Source organism: Maribacter polysiphoniae (assembly GCF_003148665.1).
GTDB classification, from domain to species: domain Bacteria; phylum Bacteroidota; class Bacteroidia; order Flavobacteriales; family Flavobacteriaceae; genus Maribacter_A; species Maribacter_A polysiphoniae.
On the sequence record NZ_QGGQ01000003.1, the window covers coordinates 17,328 to 33,916 of the forward strand.

17 protein-coding genes are annotated in these 16,589 nt (G+C 38.6%); 9 read left to right on the forward strand and 8 right to left on the reverse strand.

What is annotated here, in order from left to right:
- Positions 1-393 precede the first annotated feature (393 nt).
- Complete coding sequence (locus LX92_RS07525; RefSeq protein WP_109649697.1) at positions 394-981, forward strand: hypothetical protein; 588 nt, start codon at positions 394-396, stop codon at positions 979-981.
- A gap of 67 nt (positions 982-1,048) precedes the next feature.
- Here the strand turns inward: LX92_RS07525 and LX92_RS07530 are convergent, their stop codons facing one another.
- From LX92_RS07530 to LX92_RS07540, 3 genes are all read right to left on the reverse strand, one after another.
- Entirely contained in the window at positions 1,049-1,405 is a 357-nt protein-coding gene (locus LX92_RS07530; protein WP_109649698.1) for a DoxX family protein, read from the reverse strand.
- 25 nt (positions 1,406-1,430) lie between these two features.
- Positions 1,431-2,063 (reverse strand): MOSC domain-containing protein, encoded by a 633-nt coding sequence (locus LX92_RS07535; RefSeq protein ID WP_109649699.1) that lies wholly within the window; start codon positions 2,061-2,063, stop codon positions 1,431-1,433.
- Positions 2,064-2,132: 69 nt separating this feature from the next.
- The gene (locus LX92_RS07540; protein WP_109649700.1) at positions 2,133-2,486 is read right to left on the reverse strand and encodes a DUF6249 domain-containing protein; all 354 of its coding nucleotides are present in this window, start codon (positions 2,484-2,486) and stop codon (positions 2,133-2,135) included.
- Positions 2,487-2,625: 139 nt separating this feature from the next.
- Between LX92_RS07540 and LX92_RS07545 the strand changes: the two genes are divergently transcribed.
- Together LX92_RS07545 and LX92_RS07550 are read left to right on the forward strand one after the other, a co-directional pair.
- Positions 2,626-3,207: an RNA polymerase sigma factor gene (locus LX92_RS07545; RefSeq protein WP_109649701.1), complete on the forward strand. Its 582-nt coding sequence runs from the start codon at positions 2,626-2,628 to the stop codon at positions 3,205-3,207.
- A 7-nt stretch (positions 3,208-3,214) separates the two neighbouring features.
- Positions 3,215-3,619 (forward strand): hypothetical protein, encoded by a 405-nt coding sequence (locus LX92_RS07550; protein ID WP_146197813.1) that lies wholly within the window; start codon positions 3,215-3,217, stop codon positions 3,617-3,619.
- Between the two features lie 84 nt (positions 3,620-3,703).
- Here LX92_RS07550 and LX92_RS07555 read toward each other — a convergent pair whose 3' ends face one another.
- Positions 3,704-4,117 (reverse strand): DUF2141 domain-containing protein, encoded by a 414-nt coding sequence (locus LX92_RS07555; RefSeq protein ID WP_109649703.1) that lies wholly within the window; start codon positions 4,115-4,117, stop codon positions 3,704-3,706.
- A 33-nt stretch (positions 4,118-4,150) separates the two neighbouring features.
- Complete coding sequence (gene htpG / locus LX92_RS07560; protein ID WP_109649704.1) at positions 4,151-6,037, reverse strand: molecular chaperone HtpG; 1,887 nt, start codon at positions 6,035-6,037, stop codon at positions 4,151-4,153.
- 325 nt (positions 6,038-6,362) lie between these two features.
- Here htpG and LX92_RS07565 point away from each other — a divergent pair, with 325 nt between their 5' ends.
- The 4 genes from LX92_RS07565 to LX92_RS07580 all read left to right on the forward strand — a co-directional run bounded on the left by LX92_RS07565 (position 6,363) and on the right by LX92_RS07580 (position 10,346).
- Positions 6,363-7,022 carry a TetR family transcriptional regulator C-terminal domain-containing protein gene (locus LX92_RS07565; protein WP_109649705.1) on the forward strand — a complete coding sequence of 220 codons (660 nt, stop codon included), beginning with the start codon at positions 6,363-6,365 and terminating at the stop codon, positions 7,020-7,022.
- A gap of 25 nt (positions 7,023-7,047) precedes the next feature.
- On the forward strand, positions 7,048-8,358 hold the full coding sequence (locus LX92_RS07570; protein ID WP_109649706.1) for an ABC1 kinase family protein: 1,311 nt from the start codon (positions 7,048-7,050) through the stop codon (positions 8,356-8,358).
- 120 nt (positions 8,359-8,478) lie between these two features.
- Positions 8,479-9,486 carry a 3-oxoacyl-ACP synthase III family protein gene (locus LX92_RS07575; RefSeq protein ID WP_109649707.1) on the forward strand — a complete coding sequence of 336 codons (1,008 nt, stop codon included), beginning with the start codon at positions 8,479-8,481 and terminating at the stop codon, positions 9,484-9,486.
- 500 nt (positions 9,487-9,986) lie between these two features.
- Positions 9,987-10,346: a CoA-binding protein gene (locus tag LX92_RS07580; protein WP_109649708.1), complete on the forward strand. Its 360-nt coding sequence runs from the start codon at positions 9,987-9,989 to the stop codon at positions 10,344-10,346.
- 161 nt (positions 10,347-10,507) lie between these two features.
- On the opposite strand, the gene LX92_RS07585 is transcribed toward LX92_RS07580, so the two are convergent.
- Complete coding sequence (locus LX92_RS07585) at positions 10,508-11,965, reverse strand: sodium:solute symporter (protein ID WP_109649709.1); 1,458 nt, start codon at positions 11,963-11,965, stop codon at positions 10,508-10,510.
- Positions 11,966-12,023: 58 nt separating this feature from the next.
- Here LX92_RS07585 and recR point away from each other — a divergent pair, with 58 nt between their 5' ends.
- Both recR and LX92_RS07595 read left to right on the forward strand, forming a co-directional pair.
- A complete protein-coding gene (recR, locus tag LX92_RS07590; protein WP_109649710.1) occupies positions 12,024-12,644 on the forward strand; it encodes a recombination mediator RecR in 621 nt (206 codons plus the stop codon).
- A gap of 82 nt (positions 12,645-12,726) precedes the next feature.
- Positions 12,727-14,076 (forward strand): dihydrolipoamide acetyltransferase family protein, encoded by a 1,350-nt coding sequence (locus tag LX92_RS07595; RefSeq protein ID WP_109649711.1) that lies wholly within the window; start codon positions 12,727-12,729, stop codon positions 14,074-14,076.
- Between the two features lie 14 nt (positions 14,077-14,090).
- Here LX92_RS07595 and LX92_RS07600 read toward each other — a convergent pair whose 3' ends face one another.
- Both LX92_RS07600 and nadE read right to left on the reverse strand, forming a co-directional pair.
- Positions 14,091-15,554, reverse strand: coding sequence for an AMP-binding protein (locus LX92_RS07600; RefSeq protein ID WP_109649712.1), 1,464 nt, complete (start codon positions 15,552-15,554; stop codon positions 14,091-14,093).
- 46 nt (positions 15,555-15,600) lie between these two features.
- The gene (nadE, locus tag LX92_RS07605) at positions 15,601-16,581 is read right to left on the reverse strand and encodes an NAD(+) synthase (RefSeq protein WP_109649713.1); all 981 of its coding nucleotides are present in this window, start codon (positions 16,579-16,581) and stop codon (positions 15,601-15,603) included.
- Positions 16,582-16,589 lie beyond the last annotated feature (8 nt).

Genomic DNA, 16,589 nt, shown 5'->3' on the forward strand with positions numbered 1-16,589 from the left:
TTTTTCACCTATACCCCTATGAACCTATTCTAGTATAATACCTAGGTGTTTGGGTTATTGATCGACTAAGGGAATTTGCAATGTGAATTTGATGTGTAGGGGAATTTCCAAAAATGGGGTAGAACAACATCGAACTTAGCCTGTGGATTGGCCGTCATAGTTCAATTTTAAGAACAAGGTAATCAACGATTTAAGAATCAATCTTTGTAAAATTGCCTTAAATATGTGCTAAATTACCACTTAACAATTTATTAACCTTAGTGTATGGTAAAATAGCATATAAATTGGAGAATCTTGATGTAGTAGGGGGTGTTAAGCCGTCGTAAGTTTGCCCTGTATTTAGTTACAAAGCGAAAAAGAAAATTGACCATTAACCCTAAAAATTAAAATGTTATGAAAGCAATTAAGAAAATTACCCTAAGCGCGGCCTTTTTATTGATTACGGCCCTAGGTATGGCCAATGAGATGGATTTGAAAATCGTCGCTGACAATGCGGACAAATCCTTGGTTTTTCGTTATGAAAACCTAGCCACCGATGCATCATTAAGATTCATTGACGGAGAAGGTAATGTCATTTTTACTGAAAAGTTAGAAGATAAATCAGCATATGTAAAAAGGTTTAATCTTAACAGTTTATCTACAGGCACATATTTCCTTACCGTGGAAGATGCCATAAAGGAAACAGAGTATACCATTGCCATTGAGGATATCAATATATCCATCGAGAACAAGTCAGTAAAGAACAAACCGATTTTCAAGAAAGTTGACGATATGGTCTATATTAACTTGTTGAACTTGAAAAAGGACAAGGTTGAAATCAAGGTTTATGATGATAGTGAAAGAGTAGTCTTTAGCGAAGTATTCAATGACAATGATATTATCGAGAAGGCCTTCAATTTTGAGAAAGCCTTTAAGGGAAATTACATCATCAAGGTACAAAAGAACGATGAAATATATTACGAAGGAATTAATGTTGATTAAGTTAGTTTAGTTTTATCTAGGAGAAAGAAGAGGGCATTAGCCCTCTTTTTTCATTTATGGACTTTTACTAGACCAAATAACCATAGGCCCAATACATAAGAACAAATTGGAGAGGTATTCTTAGGATTAGAATCCATTTGGGTATACCAGCTGAGGCTTTTTGGCTGCTAAGCATGTAGAAATGGACCCAAAGAAAAACGACCAACATGGTAAGAATCCCGTAAAGGCAATATTCCTTAGAGAAAGTGAAACAAAGTCCTAAACCAAGAAGTATCTCGGCCAAACCGCTTAGACCGACCAATAATTTGGGCCAAGGAAGATATCTTGGCATAATACGAAGGTAAACTTTTGGACGAATAAAATGCATGATGCCTGCAATGATGTACATTGAAGCCATGATAAAAAGATGCCAAGGAGCCTCCATATTTTTTTGATTACTGACCCATAATCTAAAGGTGCTTTTTTAAACGTTCGCGTTTATATTCGGGTAGCGCATTATTTTCTACTGCCAGTCTAACAAGATCAGGGTCTTTATGTTTTGCGTAAATAAGCTGATAATACTGCTGTACGGTAAGTGGGCTTTCAGATTTTTCAACTAGTGTTAAAGAGTCATTTTCAATTACTTTTCCTGATTCTAGTATCCGTACATAGGTGCCGGGATGGCCATGGTCAATATACTGTTTCAGTACTTCCTGGGTACCAAAGCGAATCCCAAGCTTGTAACAAGGTTCCCTGGGCTGCGAAACCTGAACCAATGTGGAGCCAATACGATAGATATCCCCAATACGGATTTTGGCCTCATCTAACCCTTCAATGGTTAGGTTTTCACCGAACATACCCCAATTCCAATCCAATTGGGGGTATTTGCCTTTCCAATACGGATATTGGTCGGCTGAAAACAAATAACAGGCTTTGTTGGAACCTCCATGATGTTTTCGGTCAATTACCGTATCGTTTTCAACATCTGTTCCGCCCAATACTATGGCTTCTTCCGTCGGATACTTGTAAATTCCGGTCAGCTCTTCTTTTCCATTCCACAAAATGGTCGTGGGTTTTCCAATATTGGTGGCGATTACCTTCATTGTATAAATATAAAAAAACCACGATGGTTGGGCCGTGGTTTATATAAGATATTTTTGGTTGATGATCTATCAATCTTCTTGATCCAATCTTTTGGTGATAAAGAATCCGATCAAAAGTCCGGTACCTGCAAATAGGAAAATCGTGCCGGGCATGGCATAATGTGTATTTCCTGCGAGGTTGTTCTGTAAGATACCACCAAGTACGATACCCCCGCCGATACCCATCAATAAAAGCGCCAGATTCAAGATTAGGATTTTCCATACAGGAGCGGCCTTTTCCTTTTGTCCTTTAACAAATATACTTGCGTCGGCCCCTTTCTCTATAAGGGCCAATCGTTCTTTGTTCCGTGTGGAGAAGTGAAGATAAGCGATGCCGAAGATAACAATGAATAAACTGATGAAAATGAATACTGGTCCTACCATGATTTGATTGCTTTTTTATTTGATATATAAACTCGTTCATAGGGTAAGACGTGGGATTTTTAATGGAGGTTACACAAGCTGGCGTTTTTTTTTATACTTTATGTAACCGATATAGGAAAATGAGCGTCATATGCAGTAGATGAGCCTTGAACGAGACCAACCTTTGATAATGAAAACCCGTAACGGAGATATGGGGGCTTTTACGATTTTGATAGACCGTTATAAGGCCATGGTCTTTACCTTGGCCATGCGAATGGTCAAAAACAGGGAAGAGGCGGAGGAAATTGCCCAGGATACTTTCTTGAAGGCCTATAAGGGGTTAAAAGGATTTAAAGGGGACTCCAAATTTTCAACATGGTTATATAAGATAGCCTATTATCGATGTTTGGACTATATTAAAAAGTCGGGTAGAAGCATTGAAACCACATCGATTGATACCGTTTTTGGCAATAGATTAATCGATGAAAGTAATGTGGTCGATCATTTGGAACGGATCGAAAAGAAGGAAGCAATAAAGGATGCATTACGCTTGTTGCCCGGGGATGATGGTATTTTAATAACATTGCGTTATTACGAAGAACTTACCCTGGAGGAGATTTCTGGGGTAATGGGCATTAGTGCGAATAATGTAAAAGTAAGATTGCACCGGGCAAGAAAACGTTTAATGCAACTTCTGATTGTAAGATTGGAACCAGAAACAATACAGGATTATGCAAAGTAAAAAAAGCATGGACAAAATAAAGTTTGATGGGTTTGTTCGGAAGAACATAAAGGAAGATGGATTGGAACAACCATCCTTGAATTTCACCAACGCGATCCTGTCAAAAATTGAGGAAGAAAAGGAGATACGTGAAGTATTGACCTATACCCCTTTGATAAGTAAAAAGGTTTGGGTAGCGTTAGGGGCCATACTAGTCGGGGTTATTGGTATTCTGATTTATGGGAATGTCGATGAAAAATACAATTGGTGGCCCGAAAAGGCCCTAGTGAAATTTGGAGAGTTGAAATTGATCGAAAAAATTCCGGAGTTCACAGTGTCGAACATTTATAATTATGCCTTTGTGGGGATGGCTTTTTTTGTATGCCTACAGATTGTTGTCTTAAAAAACCATTTTGCCAAAAGACTTTTATAGGTGCATGGTATTTCGTGCTACGTTGTAAACAAAAAAACGCCCTGACCATTTTGGCAGGGCGTTTTTTGTATTTAAGGCTTCAACCTACATATAAAACAGGTTGATCTTTATGGTTTTGTCTTCGGATAACTTGAAAACCGATTTTTTAAAACTGGGTATTCCCTTGTGATTGTTGGAATTTCCTACCCCTTCCTTGGGTAACCCAAACCAATTGGTTCTAAGTTCGTTATCGTCATCTTCATCATGAAAAACCATTACGGCATATTCCCCATGGGGTAAGTCCAACCCAATCTCGGCTTCGCCGTTTTTAATTGTAGCCAAACCTTTCTCAATGGCTTTGTCCACATCACTTGGAAAACCTGATTTATCGGAAAATACCGTGTACATTATTTTGCCTTTGCCAGACTGTATACCAGCTATCGTGATGTTGAGATGGGCCTCTTGGCCAAATGAGAAGCACCCCAAAAGGAGTGCTATCCCTACAATTATTTGCTTCATCTATTGATGTGGGTTTGGCCAAATGTAGCCAAACTATTTGACCATTTCGTAACTCCTCTTTATAAAATTGGTCAATTCCTCACCTTTAAGCAAGCCTTTGGATAGTCTTGCCAAGTCCAGTGATTGGTTGATCAAACGTTCACGTTTTTTCGCGGTTTTGGTATTCAATATCTCACCGACAAGTTCGTTATTGGTATTTACGATCAGATTGTACATCTCGGGCATGTTACCCATTCCGAACATGCCACCACCACCGGTTTGCTGCATTTCTTTCATTCTTCGCATAAACTCTGGTTCCGTAATTATAAAGGGGGCGGAATCACTGTCCATGGCTTCCAATTGAATGGTATATCCTTTATCGGTAATAACCTCTTCCAATTTAGTTTTCAGACTTTCTTTTTCCTCGTCGGATAGTTTGGAAATCTGGGTATCGTCTTTTTTGATCAAATTGTCCAAATGGTCGGCATCAACACGGGCAAAAGAAATGTTCTCTTTTGAGGTTTCCAATTTTTGCATTAAGTGCGAAATTATTGGGGAGTCCATCAACAGCACTTCATAACCTTTGTTTTTTGCCGCTTCAATATAACTGTGTTGCGCTTCTTTGTCCGAGGCGTATAGAACAACCAATTTATCATCCTTATCCGTTTGTTTGTCCTTTAGGGCCTCCTTCATTTCGTCAAAAGTGTAGAACTTACCATCAACCGTAGGAAAAAGGGCAAATTTGTCAGCTTTTTCGAAAAATTTCTCTTCGGAAAGCATCCCGTATTCAATAACGATTTTGATATCATTCCATTTCGACTCGAATTCTTCCCGATTGTTTTTGAAGAGTGAACTTAATTTATCGGCTACCTTACGGGTGATATACGACGATATTTTCTTAACCGCACCATCAGCCTGTAAATAGGAACGTGATACGTTCAAAGGAATATCCGGAGAATCAATGACACCACGCAACATGGTTAGGAACTCAGGCACAATACCCTCGACGTTATCGGTAACGAAGACTTGGTTTTGATACAGCTGAATCTTGTCCCTTTGTACACTTAAATCATTTGTCAATTTTGGAAAATATAGGATTCCCGTAAGATTGAACGGATAATCCACATTTAAATGGATATGGAACAAGGGCTCCTCGAATTGCATGGGATAAAGTTCCCTGTAGAAACTCTTATAATCCTCATCCTTTAAATCGGCGGGTTGTTTGGTCCATGCCGGATTTGGGTTGTTGATGATGTTGTCAACCTCCTGGGTAGGGGCGGGATCTTCTTCCTTGGCTCCTTCTGGTTTAGGGAGTGTTTCTGTCTTTGTTCCGAATTTAATCGGAATAGGCATGAATTTATTGTACTTGGTCAATAGCTCGGTAATTCTTCCATCCTCTAAAAACTCAGTGGAGTCATCGGCAATGTGAAGTACGATTTCGGTACCCCGATCCTCTTTTTCACTTTTCTCTATTGTAAATTCAGGAGAGCCGTCACATGACCAATGAACAGCAGGTTCGTCCTTAAAACTCTTGGTGATGATCTCTACCTTGTCGGCCACCATAAACGCCGAGTAAAAACCAAGTCCAAAGTGTCCTATGATACCGGCATCCTTACCGGCATCCTTATATTTGTCCAAAAACTCCTCTGCACCGGAAAAGGCAACCTCATTAATGTATTTCTTTATTTCCTCTTCGGTCATCCCGAGTCCTTGGTCAATAATATGGAGCTTTTTACCTTCCTTGTCAACCTTGATCTCAATGATGGGATTCCCGTATTCGACCTTAGCTTCCCCAATGGAAGAAAGGTGTTTTAATTTAAGGGTCGCATCCGTGGCATTTGAAATTAATTCACGAAGGAATATCTCATGATCACTGTATAAAAACTTCTTTATTAAAGGAAATATGTTATCTACTGAAACATTGATTTTGCCTGTTGCCATTTTTTTTAATTTAAAATTACAGTAGTGTACTGTCAAATAAAATACCACAATGCCCAACAGTGACAAACTGACATAGTTTGACAAGTAATCGGGGCGGGATAAACTTTAACAATTCTTTTTGTTTAACAAAAACAATTAATGATTAAACAAGTGTTATCTTTGTATTGATTGGGAAAGGACTTGCTATGAAAAAGTCAATTTAATCCAATTGCATTATATTTAAATGGTTAGGTGGTTGGAGACGTGCTTTCTTTGGAAAGCACGTTTTTCCAAAAGGTTTTAACCTTAAGACCTAATTCATTTCCACAAATAAAAAAATCGATCCATGGGGGCTAAAGCAAAAACTAAGAAATTAACCGAGAATGATTTGATAACAATGTATATGGATCATGTGTTGGAGCACGAGTCCAGACCTAAATCCGTATATAAATTCTGTAAATTAAATTCAATTTCAGAAGCGGATTTTTATGCGATATTCGGTTCACTTGAATCCATTCCGAAACGAATTTGGAACGTTTTCTTTGAGAATACCGAAGATTTATTGCTGAAGAACAAGGAATTCGAAGGTTTTTCAAATAAGGATAAGATGTTGACCTTTTTTTATTCTTTTTTCGAACTGTTGACCTTGAATCGCAGTTATGTGCTCCTTGCCTTGCACCAAGAAAATAATCCATTAAAGAACTTAGAACAGTTGAAGGGGCTGCGAAAGCATATTAAGAATTTTGCAACCGTTTTGATAGAGGATGACAATTCCAATAAAACATTGAAAGCAACAAAGTTCAACCCCAAATTGTTCTCCGAAGGGGCGTGGTTTCAATTTTTGTTTTTACTTAAATTCTGGAAGGACGATGAATCCAAAGGGTTCGAGAAAACGGATATGGCCATAGAAAAGTCTGTAAATACCATTTTCGATGTTTTTGATAATACACCACTGGAAAATATCATTGATTTCGGGAAATTCCTATATAAGGAAACCTTTGTTTAATCACTAATAATAAGCCGATAGCATATTGAAAACACTTGATAAGATTCCCACAGGAAAGATAGAGCGAGCTGGTAAACTGGTGAAGACCGGAGTAAGGATAGGTGGTAATTATGCCAAATATTACGGTAAAAAGTTGGTTAACCCTGACCATAGTAAGGATGAGCTTAATGAGGATAATGCCGGGGATATTTACGACGGACTAAAAAGTCTAAAGGGTAGTGCCTTAAAAGTTGCCCAAATGTTGAGCATGGAGAAAAACCTGCTACCACGAGCCTATGTGGAAAAGTTTTCACTTTCCCAATTTTCTGTCCCTCCTTTGTCGGCCCCATTAGTGCGTAAAACCTTTAAACAGTATTTGGGTAAATATCCCGAGGAGATTTTTGATACATTTGATCGGGACTCTATCAATGCGGCCAGTATAGGACAGGTACACAAAGCAACCAAAGACGGGAAGGAATTGGCTGTGAAAATCCAATATCCGGGTGTTGCGGAGAGTATTAGCAGTGATTTGGCCTTGGTGAAACCCATCGCCATCCGTATGTTCAATATGCAGGGAAAGGATTCTGATAAATATTTTAAGGAAGTCGAGGATAAATTGGTTGAGGAAACTGATTACATACTCGAATTGCAACAAAGTATAGGGATAACCGAATCTTGTGCCGTTATACCCAATCTGGAATTTCCAAAATATTATAAAGACCTTTCCAGTGATCGTATTATCACCATGGATTGGATGCATGGGCAGCATTTGAGCGAGTTTGCCAAGACTGATTTTACTCGGGAACAAGGCGATAAACTTGGACAGACCTTATGGGATTTTTATATGTTTCAAATTCATGGGTTACGTAAAGTACATGCGGATCCCCATCCAGGTAATTTTCTGATTAGTGATAGGGAGACCCTGATTGCTATCGATTTTGGTTGTATCAAGGCTATCCCGGATGAGTTTTATGTTCCTTATTTTGAGTTGTCTAAAAAAGAGAGTATTTCCAACGACGCCGTTTTTACCCAGAAGCTTTATGATTTGGAAATATTGACATCGACCGATACTCCCGAAGAATTCGATTTTTTCAAAGAGCTTTTTAAGGAAATGCTATCATTGTTCACGTCGCCTTTCAATGAAAAGGAATTTGATTTTGGGGCAGATGCATTTTGGTCAAGGATAGCGGACTTAAGTCAGCGGTACTCCACAGATCCGCAAATTCGTAAGATGAACGGGAACCGTGGTTCCAAACATTTTCTTTACATGAACCGTACATTTTTTGGTCTTTATAACCTACTTCACGATTTAAAAGCAACGGTACAGGTAAATAATTTCAGGGCGTATTTAGGGTAGGTAATACTTTTTTTTGTTACTTAGGTGTACTTTAATGTTTTGATTTAAAGACGAGCAATCACTACCTTGCAGGCCAATAGATGGTCTAGGTCTATTGTGCAAACTAAAACAGATTTTAAAATGTATAATTCTAAAATTACGGGCCTTGGGTATTTCGTGCCTGAAAATGTTGTAACCAACGATGATTTGGCTAAAGTGATGGATACCAATGATGAATGGATCCAGGAGCGAACCGGGATAAAGGAACGTAGACATGTCATTAAAGGAGAGGATACCACATTAACATTGGGGGTCAAAGCGGCAAAAATTGCCATTGAAAGAGCGGGTATTGATAAAGATGAAATTGATTTTATTGTTTTTGCAACCCTTAGTCCCGATTATTATTTCCCTGGACCGGGAGTTATGGTTCAACGGGAACTGGGAATAAAGACTGTGGGGGCTTTGGATGTGAGAAACCAATGTTCGGGTTTTGTATATGCACTTTCCGTAGCAGACCAGTTTATTAAAACAGGGATGTACAAAAATGTCTTGGTCATTGGTTCGGAAGTCCATTCGACCGGTCTTGATTTTAGCACACGTGGTAGGGGAGTGACCGTTATTTTTGGTGATGGTGCTGGAGCTGCGGTTCTTTCAAGGGAAGAGGACAATACAAAAGGAATACTTTCAACCCATTTACATTCCGAAGGGGAGCATGCCGATGAACTTTCCTTGGTTGCACCGGGAATGGGTAAAAGATGGATTACCGATATTATTAAGGAAAACGATCCAGAAGATATCTCATATTACCCTTATATGAATGGGCAATTTGTATTTAAAAATGCCGTGGTGCGTTTCAGTGAGGTTATTATGGAAGGATTGAAGGCTAATGGACTTACACAGGAGGATATTGATTTATTGATACCACACCAAGCCAATTTAAGGATTTCCCAATTTGTTCAAAGGAAATTCAAATTGAGTGATGATCAAATTTTCAATAACATCATGAAGTATGGAAATACCACTGCGGCTTCGATACCGATTGCCTTAACTGAAGCATGGGAGCAAGGGAAGGTTAAAGAAGGTGATTTAGTAGTGCTTGCAGCCTTTGGTAGTGGTTTTACTTGGGGTAGTGTTATTATAAGATGGTAGAAATTTCAATCTTCTGTTGAAATATAAAACCCTGACGAATTTCGTCAGGGTTTTTTCTTGGCCAATCTTTCTTGGAACCAACCAACCATCATCCCAATAAGTATTGACCAATTTTTTCTAAAACAAGTGCTTTCGAAAATCGAAATCTTTCAAGAGCCCCTGCATAAGGTGTCCTGTATGTATTAGACGTAAAAGAATTGCGATTGTTACGGTTAATTACAACTTTAACTTTCTTTTATTAAAACATATCGAATAAAAGAATATTGAAATTCACCGAGTACTTTAAGTTTGCTTTTTTGGTGGATCCGTTGTGGGGTATAAATACAAAACCCTGACGTTTCCGCCAGGGTTTCTTTCGCTGATATGCTATACTAAACACTAACCATTAACTATAAACATATAGCTTCATCAACGACCTTATATTTCTTGCAGTATGGAATTGTATTGTTGATTAGACGTACTTTTGTTCAAAAAGTTACAGAACTAAACACTTTTAACATATGAAAGACACACTTGTTATTGGGGCTTCTTTAAAACCAGATCGTTACAGCAACATTGCGGTAAGGCGTCTGGTAGACAAGGATATTGCCACCAAGGCATTCGGATTACAAGTAGGGGTAATTCACGAGGTGCAAATTAATACCAATTTAAATGATATCCAAAATATACACACGATTACTTTATATTTAAACCCAAAAAGGCAAAAAGCCTATTATAATGAAATCATTGCCCTACAACCATCAAGGGTAATTTTTAACCCAGGAACGGAAAACCCTGAGTTCTATGTATTACTTAGGAAAAACAAGATTGAGGTTGTCGAGGCTTGTACTTTGGTTCTTTTGGCAACCGATCAGTATTGATGGCTTAAAGGGGCCTGGTTGTTACCTTCCTTTTAATTGTAGGAATCATTGAAAATGAATCTTTTTTTTCAAAAAAAGGGGAAAATAATTCGGGTGAAATAAAATTATACCACAGTAGAACGATAGTTTTTACCTTTTTCGAGGGAAATCGGGTGGTTTTTTTATTTCTTCCGAATCAACAACAAACCGATAAAAGTAATGAGTCCGTTTAAGGGTAGTAGTTCATATCCAAAAACATAACCGCTTAAATTTTCAGGGGGTAGTTTGCCTAAAATGTAGCAAATCGATACGGATACCAAAGCTACGATCCAAACGTACTTATCCTTTATTTGATAATTGGTGAAAATACCAAATGAGAATAATCCCAGTAAGGGGCCATAGGTATACGAGGCGACTTGTAATAATCCGTCTATGACATTGGTATCCAGGATGTGCTTAAAGGCGATAACCACAAGAATCAATAATATGCTCATCCCGATATGTGTCATTTTCCGTATTCTCTTCTGATGGTTTTCCGGTTTTTTGCCGATACCCAGAAAGTCAACACAAAAAGAGGTGGTCAAAGAGGTCAATGCACTATCGGCGCTACTATAGGCAGCGGCAATAAGACCAAGTATGAAAGTAATGCCCACAATCATTCCAAGACCACTGTTTAGGGCGATTTCAGGGAATAAAAGGTCGGGTTTGGCCTTGCCGTCCATCATGGGAATGGCAATTTGGAATTTGTCGGCATAAATGAACAATAAAGCCCCTAATAGCATAAAAATAAAAGTAACCACCACCAATACCAAACTAAAGCTAACCATGTTCTTTTGTGAGTCCTTCAAAGTTTTACAGGTCAGGTTTTTCTGCATCATATCCTGATCTAACCCTGTCATGCAAATCGTTATGAACATGCCTCCTAAAAATGATTTCACTAAATGGTTCTTGTCCATTAAATCATTAAGGAATAAGGTTTTACTATACTTTTCGAGTTCTGAGGAGGCCAGGAAATCCATAAAATCCCAATTCAATTGTTGCAGGATAAAATAGATGGACAAGCCAACGGATACCAGCATAAACAAGGTTTGTAAGGTATCGGTCCAAACAATCGTTTTTATGCCTCCCCGGAAGGTGTATATCCAGATGAGTAATACGGAAAGTGTAACGGTAAGTTCAAAAGGAACGTTCCATGTATCGAAAACGAATTGCTGTAAAACAATGGCCACTAAAAATAACCTAAAGGCCGCCCCTAAAACACGTGAAATAAAAAATGAAATGGCGCCTACTTTATAACTTACAAAGCCAAAACGATTATCAAGGTATTCATAAATTGAGGTGACATTTTGTTTGTAATAGATGGGTAAAAGGACATAGGCCACGACCAAATACCCCAATGAATACCCAAAGACGACTTGCATATAACTGAATTCGGAGGCTTCTACCCAACCCGGTACCGAAATAAAGGTGACGCCCGAAAGTGATGCCCCGACCATGCCGAAGGCCACCAAATACCAAGGCGATTGTTTGCCTGCCTTAAAGAAATCTACATTGGAATCATTTTTTCCCGTAAAATGGGAAATCAATAAAAGTACAATGAAATAGGCTCCGATCAGAAGTAAAATATGGGTAGCGGTCATATAAATTAATTTCTAGCGAAAATTACAAAAAGCAAAAATAGTATGTAATTTTGTTGTTATGGATTTTTCGTCAAAACTTTTGGAGAACGCTGTACATGAAATGTCACAATTACCAGGTATTGGGAAGCGGACCGCATTGCGATTGGTTCTTCATCTTTTGAAACAACCCAATGGCCAAACCATGCGTTTGGCTTCAGCATTGGAAGATCTTAGGAATTCGGTCAAGTTTTGTTCGCAATGTCATAATATTTCCGATGTTGAGATTTGTGAAATATGCGCCAATCCGAAACGTGATGAAAGTTTGGTCTGCGTTGTAGAGGATATAAGGGATGTTATGGCGATTGAAAATACGGGGCAATTCAACGGTCGTTATCATGTATTGGGAGGGAAGATTTCCCCTATGGAAGGTGTTGGTCCCCAAGAGCTGACCATTACATCATTGGTCAATAAGGCAAAGGAGGGAAGGATAAAGGAGTTGATATTTGCCTTGAGTTCAACAATGGAGGGGGATACGACCAATTTCTATATTTATAAACAGTTAGAAGGGTTGCAGATTAAAACATCGACCATTGCCCGCGGTATTTCTGTAGGTGATGAGTTGGAGTATGCCGATGAGGTAACCTTAGGACGTAGTATTTTAAATAGAATTCCTTTTGAGAATTCGTTGAAAACAAATTAGCAATACAATTAATGTAGCAATTTGCTTTATTTTTTGTTTATTTTGCAAACAATCTATCTAAAAAAGAGTGTAAATTAACAATATGTCAAAATTTGAGTTGAAATTACCACGTATGGGAGAGAGTGTTGCCGAGGCAACATTGACATCTTGGTTGAAAGAAGTAGGTGATACTATAGAAATGGATGAAGCCGTTTTTGAAATAGCCACAGACAAGGTAGATTCTGAAGTGCCAAGTGAAGTTGATGGCGTATTGGTTGAAAAACTGTTCAATGAGGACGATGTCGTAAAAGTTGGGGAAACTGTTGCGATCATAGAGGTTGAGGGGGATATGGATGACTCCAGTGACTCCGGTAGTGTAGAGGAAGAGACAGTTGAGGTCCCTTCAGAAGTTGTTGAGGACATCGCGCAAACTGTTGAGAGCGCCAAGGTGACTGCGGCCAGTACTAAACTGGGGCAGGGTTCTACAGACCGGTTTTATTCCCCTTTGGTTAAAAATATAGCAAAACAGGAAGGTATTTCTTTATCCGAATTGGATACCATAGAAGGTACTGGTATGGAAGGAAGGGTTACCAAAAGTGATATTTTGGCATTTGTGGATTCCAGAAATTCCCCTGTAACGGAGCCTTTGGCGCCTAAGGTGGAAAAACCACAGCCACAGGTCGTCCAAAGTATTCCCGAGCCTAAGGTTGAAAAACAGGCACCGGTGCAGGTTGCTGCTGCAAGTGGGGAAGAGGTAATGGAAATGTCCCGTATGGGCAAACTCATTGCCAAGCATATGATAGAGAGTGTTTCTACTTCTGCCCATGTACAGAGTTTTATTGAGGTCGATGTTACCAATATCGTTAATTGGAGAAATAAAATCAAAGATGCCTTTTATGCATCGGAAGGGGAAAAATTGACGTTTACCCCAATTTTTATGGAGGCGGTAGCCAAGGCCCTAAAGAAATATCCAATGATGAATATCTCTGTGGAAGGGGAATCGGTAATCAAGAAGAAAAACATCAATATTGGTATGGCCGCAGCCTTGCCCGATGGCAATCTAATTGTTCCGGTTATTAAGAATGCCGACCAGTTGAACCTCGTGGGTATGACCAAAGTGGTCAATGACCTTGCAGATCGCTCAAGGAAGAATCAATTAAAACCCGACGAAGTGCAGGGAGGTACATATACCGTTACCAATGTGGGTACTTTTGGCAGTGTCTTTGGCACGCCAATTATTAATCAACCCCAAGTAGGCATACTCGCGTTGGGCGCTATTCGAAAAATTCCTGCGGTCATCGAAACCAGTGAAGGTGATTTTATCGGGGTCCGTAGTAAAATGTATTTGTCACACAGTTATGATCACAGGGTAGTGAATGGGGCTTTGGGCAGTATGTTCGCTAAGGCGGTAGCCGACTATTTGGAGGCTTGGGACGTAAATCGGGAGATTTAGGGTTCGGGGTTTATTCAAGGATTTACTATTTTTTTTCCTGTTGCATTCAATTTTATAGAGGTGTCGAAAACAAACTTTTGCGGTATTTTGAACATAGAGAGTTTTTTTGCACAGGTGTTTAAAACCTTATCTTTCATAAGTTTCTGGTCAACTTTGTTTTGGGTGGTAATAACCACTTTGATTGCCTCACCTAAAATTTCATCAGGAATGCCGGATACCGTACAATCGACTACTTCCGGAAGAGATAGGATAACCTCTTCAATCTCTTTAGGACTAACTCTTTTGCCTCCGACCTTTATTATTTCCTTTTTTCTTGCAACTATGTAAATAAAACCATCCGCATCGACCTTTGCAATATCACCTGTATGAAGCCAGCCGTTCTTGATTGTTTTTAACGTACTTTCTTCATCCTTATAATAGCCCAACATGATGTTGTCACCTTTCGCTAACAACTCCCCCTCTTCGTTTGTTTTGGCTATTTTTCCTTCATTGTTCATAACTTTCAATGAAACTCCGGGAATAGCTTTTCCGATAGACTGTATTTTGTCTTTAAGTAATTTGGGAGGTAAGTAAGACAATCGCGCAGTGGCCTCTGTTTGTCCATACATCACAAAAAAATCAATTCGAGGAAAGGCATCGATGAATTCTTTTATGAATATGCTATGTAATTTACCACCAGCCTGTGTCACATATCTTAAATCGGGAAATTCTGAAGTTTTAAAACTCAGTGATTTTTTCAATAAAATTTGAAAATGGCTGGGCACACCTGCAAATCCGGTACATTTGTATTTTTTCAAATCGTCAATGACAGAACCTAAGAAAATAAAAGTGTTGTTAAGGACTATTGATCCCCCGACTTTCAAATGGGTATGCATAAGGGAAAGACCGTAACAGTAGAAAAAAGGTAACACTACACCCACAATATCATCTGAGGTCAATTTTAAATATTGAATAATGGAATCTGTATTGGCCATAATGTTCTTATGGCTTATCATCACTCCTTTTGGTTTTCCTGTAGAACCTGAAGTGAAAATGATTTCCCCAATTTTATTGGGGTCAAAATTAAAATTGAAAATTGTGCCGATCTTAAAATCGGCGGTTTTTGTTAATACATCTTCTTTGATAATACGGACTGACTTTTTAAAAGTAAGTTTTGAAGATAGACTCTTCGCTGCGATTACGATAGGGCTGTCAGTAGTTTTAACAATATAATCCAGATTTCCCTGTTCTATTGCATAATTCAACGGGATACAGATATTCTCGGATTTTAATATGCCCAAATAGGCAGTGATGAAAAAAACAGAATTGGGGCAGATAAGGATTATGTTTTTATCCGTGCCTATATGTTCCCTAAGGTAAGCCGCAAATTGTATGCTATTGGTATATAGTTCCTTAAATGAGATAGTTTCCTTTGGTCCTAGTACAAAGTCTTTTTCAAGATGTTGTTTATCTTCAAAAAAGTAGTCGAAAATATTCATAATCCTTTAGATTAGGTTGATCAATCGTAAACCTTGGTTTAAAAAATCAAAAAATAGGCCTCATTCTTAAATATTCCGTAGTTTTCTTTTTTCTTTCGAAGCTTTTGTAAATATTATGGATTTTCTGTTCTGTTTTGTCCATAACTTTTCCGACTTCATTTGCCGAATATCCATTTTCCCAACCATACCATATTAAATCCATTGATTCAAAGGGCATTTGATAGAAAAAATCTTCTTGGGTCTGTTCAGCGGTATAAGTGTCGGTAGTAGGGGTTCTGTCAATAATTTCCTGTGGAACACCTAGATGGCTGGCCAATTGATATACTTGGGTTTTGTACAAATGTCCAATCGGCATTACATCGGCGCCACCATCCCCGTATTTAACAAAAAAACCTTGTTCAACCTCGTGCTTGTTGGGTGTTCCGATAACTGCATAATGTAATCTTTCCGCATGGTAATAAAGCATTGACATTCTACTTCTTTGTTTAAAGTTAGTAGCGGCCACAATTTGCAAATATTCCTTGGCAGGGAGTAGTTTGCTAATTGTTTTCCCATCGGGTTTAATAACCGTAATTGAAAAAATGGCAGGAATGTTCTGGTCTATATTCTGCCTTATTTCGATTTTGGCCTTGTCTATATTTGGGTCAAAATCTGTAATCACACGTCTTATGGCTTCATCCCGTCTTTGGTAGCACCCAAAACCATCCAAGGCATGGGTTATATTCTCTTCTAAGATTTTAACGTTGAATGTATCCGCCAATTTTAAGGCTAGGTTTTTACTGTCTTCGCTTGAATCTTGTTCAGGCAGCATAATAGCCGTTACTTTTGATGGGCCAAAGGCCTTAGCGGAAAGGGCCATACAAACAGAAGAGTCAATTCCTCCACTAATACCAATTACGGCACCTCTACGTTGAAGTTTAAAGACGACATCATTTCTGAGTTTTTCCGTGATATTATTACATACTTCTTCGATATTTTCAATGTGTAATATATCCTTGGAAAATGGCTTACGATGTTTGGGGTTCATAATTAATA

Coding starts and splice junctions, on each gene's coding strand:
- LX92_RS07525 (WP_109649697.1), top strand. CDS start 394: ATGAAAGCAATTAAGAAAATTACCCTAAGCGCGGCCTTTTTATTGATT.
- LX92_RS07530 (WP_109649698.1), bottom strand. CDS start 1,405: ATGGAGGCTCCTTGGCATCTTTTTATCATGGCTTCAATGTACATCATT.
- LX92_RS07535 (WP_109649699.1), bottom strand. CDS start 2,063: ATGAAGGTAATCGCCACCAATATTGGAAAACCCACGACCATTTTGTGG.
- LX92_RS07540 (WP_109649700.1), bottom strand. CDS start 2,486: ATGGTAGGACCAGTATTCATTTTCATCAGTTTATTCATTGTTATCTTC.
- LX92_RS07545 (WP_109649701.1), top strand. CDS start 2,626: ATGAGCCTTGAACGAGACCAACCTTTGATAATGAAAACCCGTAACGGA.
- LX92_RS07550 (WP_146197813.1), top strand. CDS start 3,215: ATGGACAAAATAAAGTTTGATGGGTTTGTTCGGAAGAACATAAAGGAA.
- LX92_RS07555 (WP_109649703.1), bottom strand. CDS start 4,117: ATGAAGCAAATAATTGTAGGGATAGCACTCCTTTTGGGGTGCTTCTCA.
- htpG (WP_109649704.1), bottom strand. CDS start 6,037: ATGGCAACAGGCAAAATCAATGTTTCAGTAGATAACATATTTCCTTTA.
- LX92_RS07565 (WP_109649705.1), top strand. CDS start 6,363: ATGGGGGCTAAAGCAAAAACTAAGAAATTAACCGAGAATGATTTGATA.
- LX92_RS07575 (WP_109649707.1), top strand. CDS start 8,479: ATGTATAATTCTAAAATTACGGGCCTTGGGTATTTCGTGCCTGAAAAT.
- LX92_RS07580 (WP_109649708.1), top strand. CDS start 9,987: ATGAAAGACACACTTGTTATTGGGGCTTCTTTAAAACCAGATCGTTAC.
- LX92_RS07585 (WP_109649709.1), bottom strand. CDS start 11,965: ATGACCGCTACCCATATTTTACTTCTGATCGGAGCCTATTTCATTGTA.
- recR (WP_109649710.1), top strand. CDS start 12,024: ATGGATTTTTCGTCAAAACTTTTGGAGAACGCTGTACATGAAATGTCA.
- LX92_RS07595 (WP_109649711.1), top strand. CDS start 12,727: ATGTCAAAATTTGAGTTGAAATTACCACGTATGGGAGAGAGTGTTGCC.
- LX92_RS07600 (WP_109649712.1), bottom strand. CDS start 15,554: ATGAATATTTTCGACTACTTTTTTGAAGATAAACAACATCTTGAAAAA.
- nadE (WP_109649713.1), bottom strand. CDS start 16,581: ATGAACCCCAAACATCGTAAGCCATTTTCCAAGGATATATTACACATT.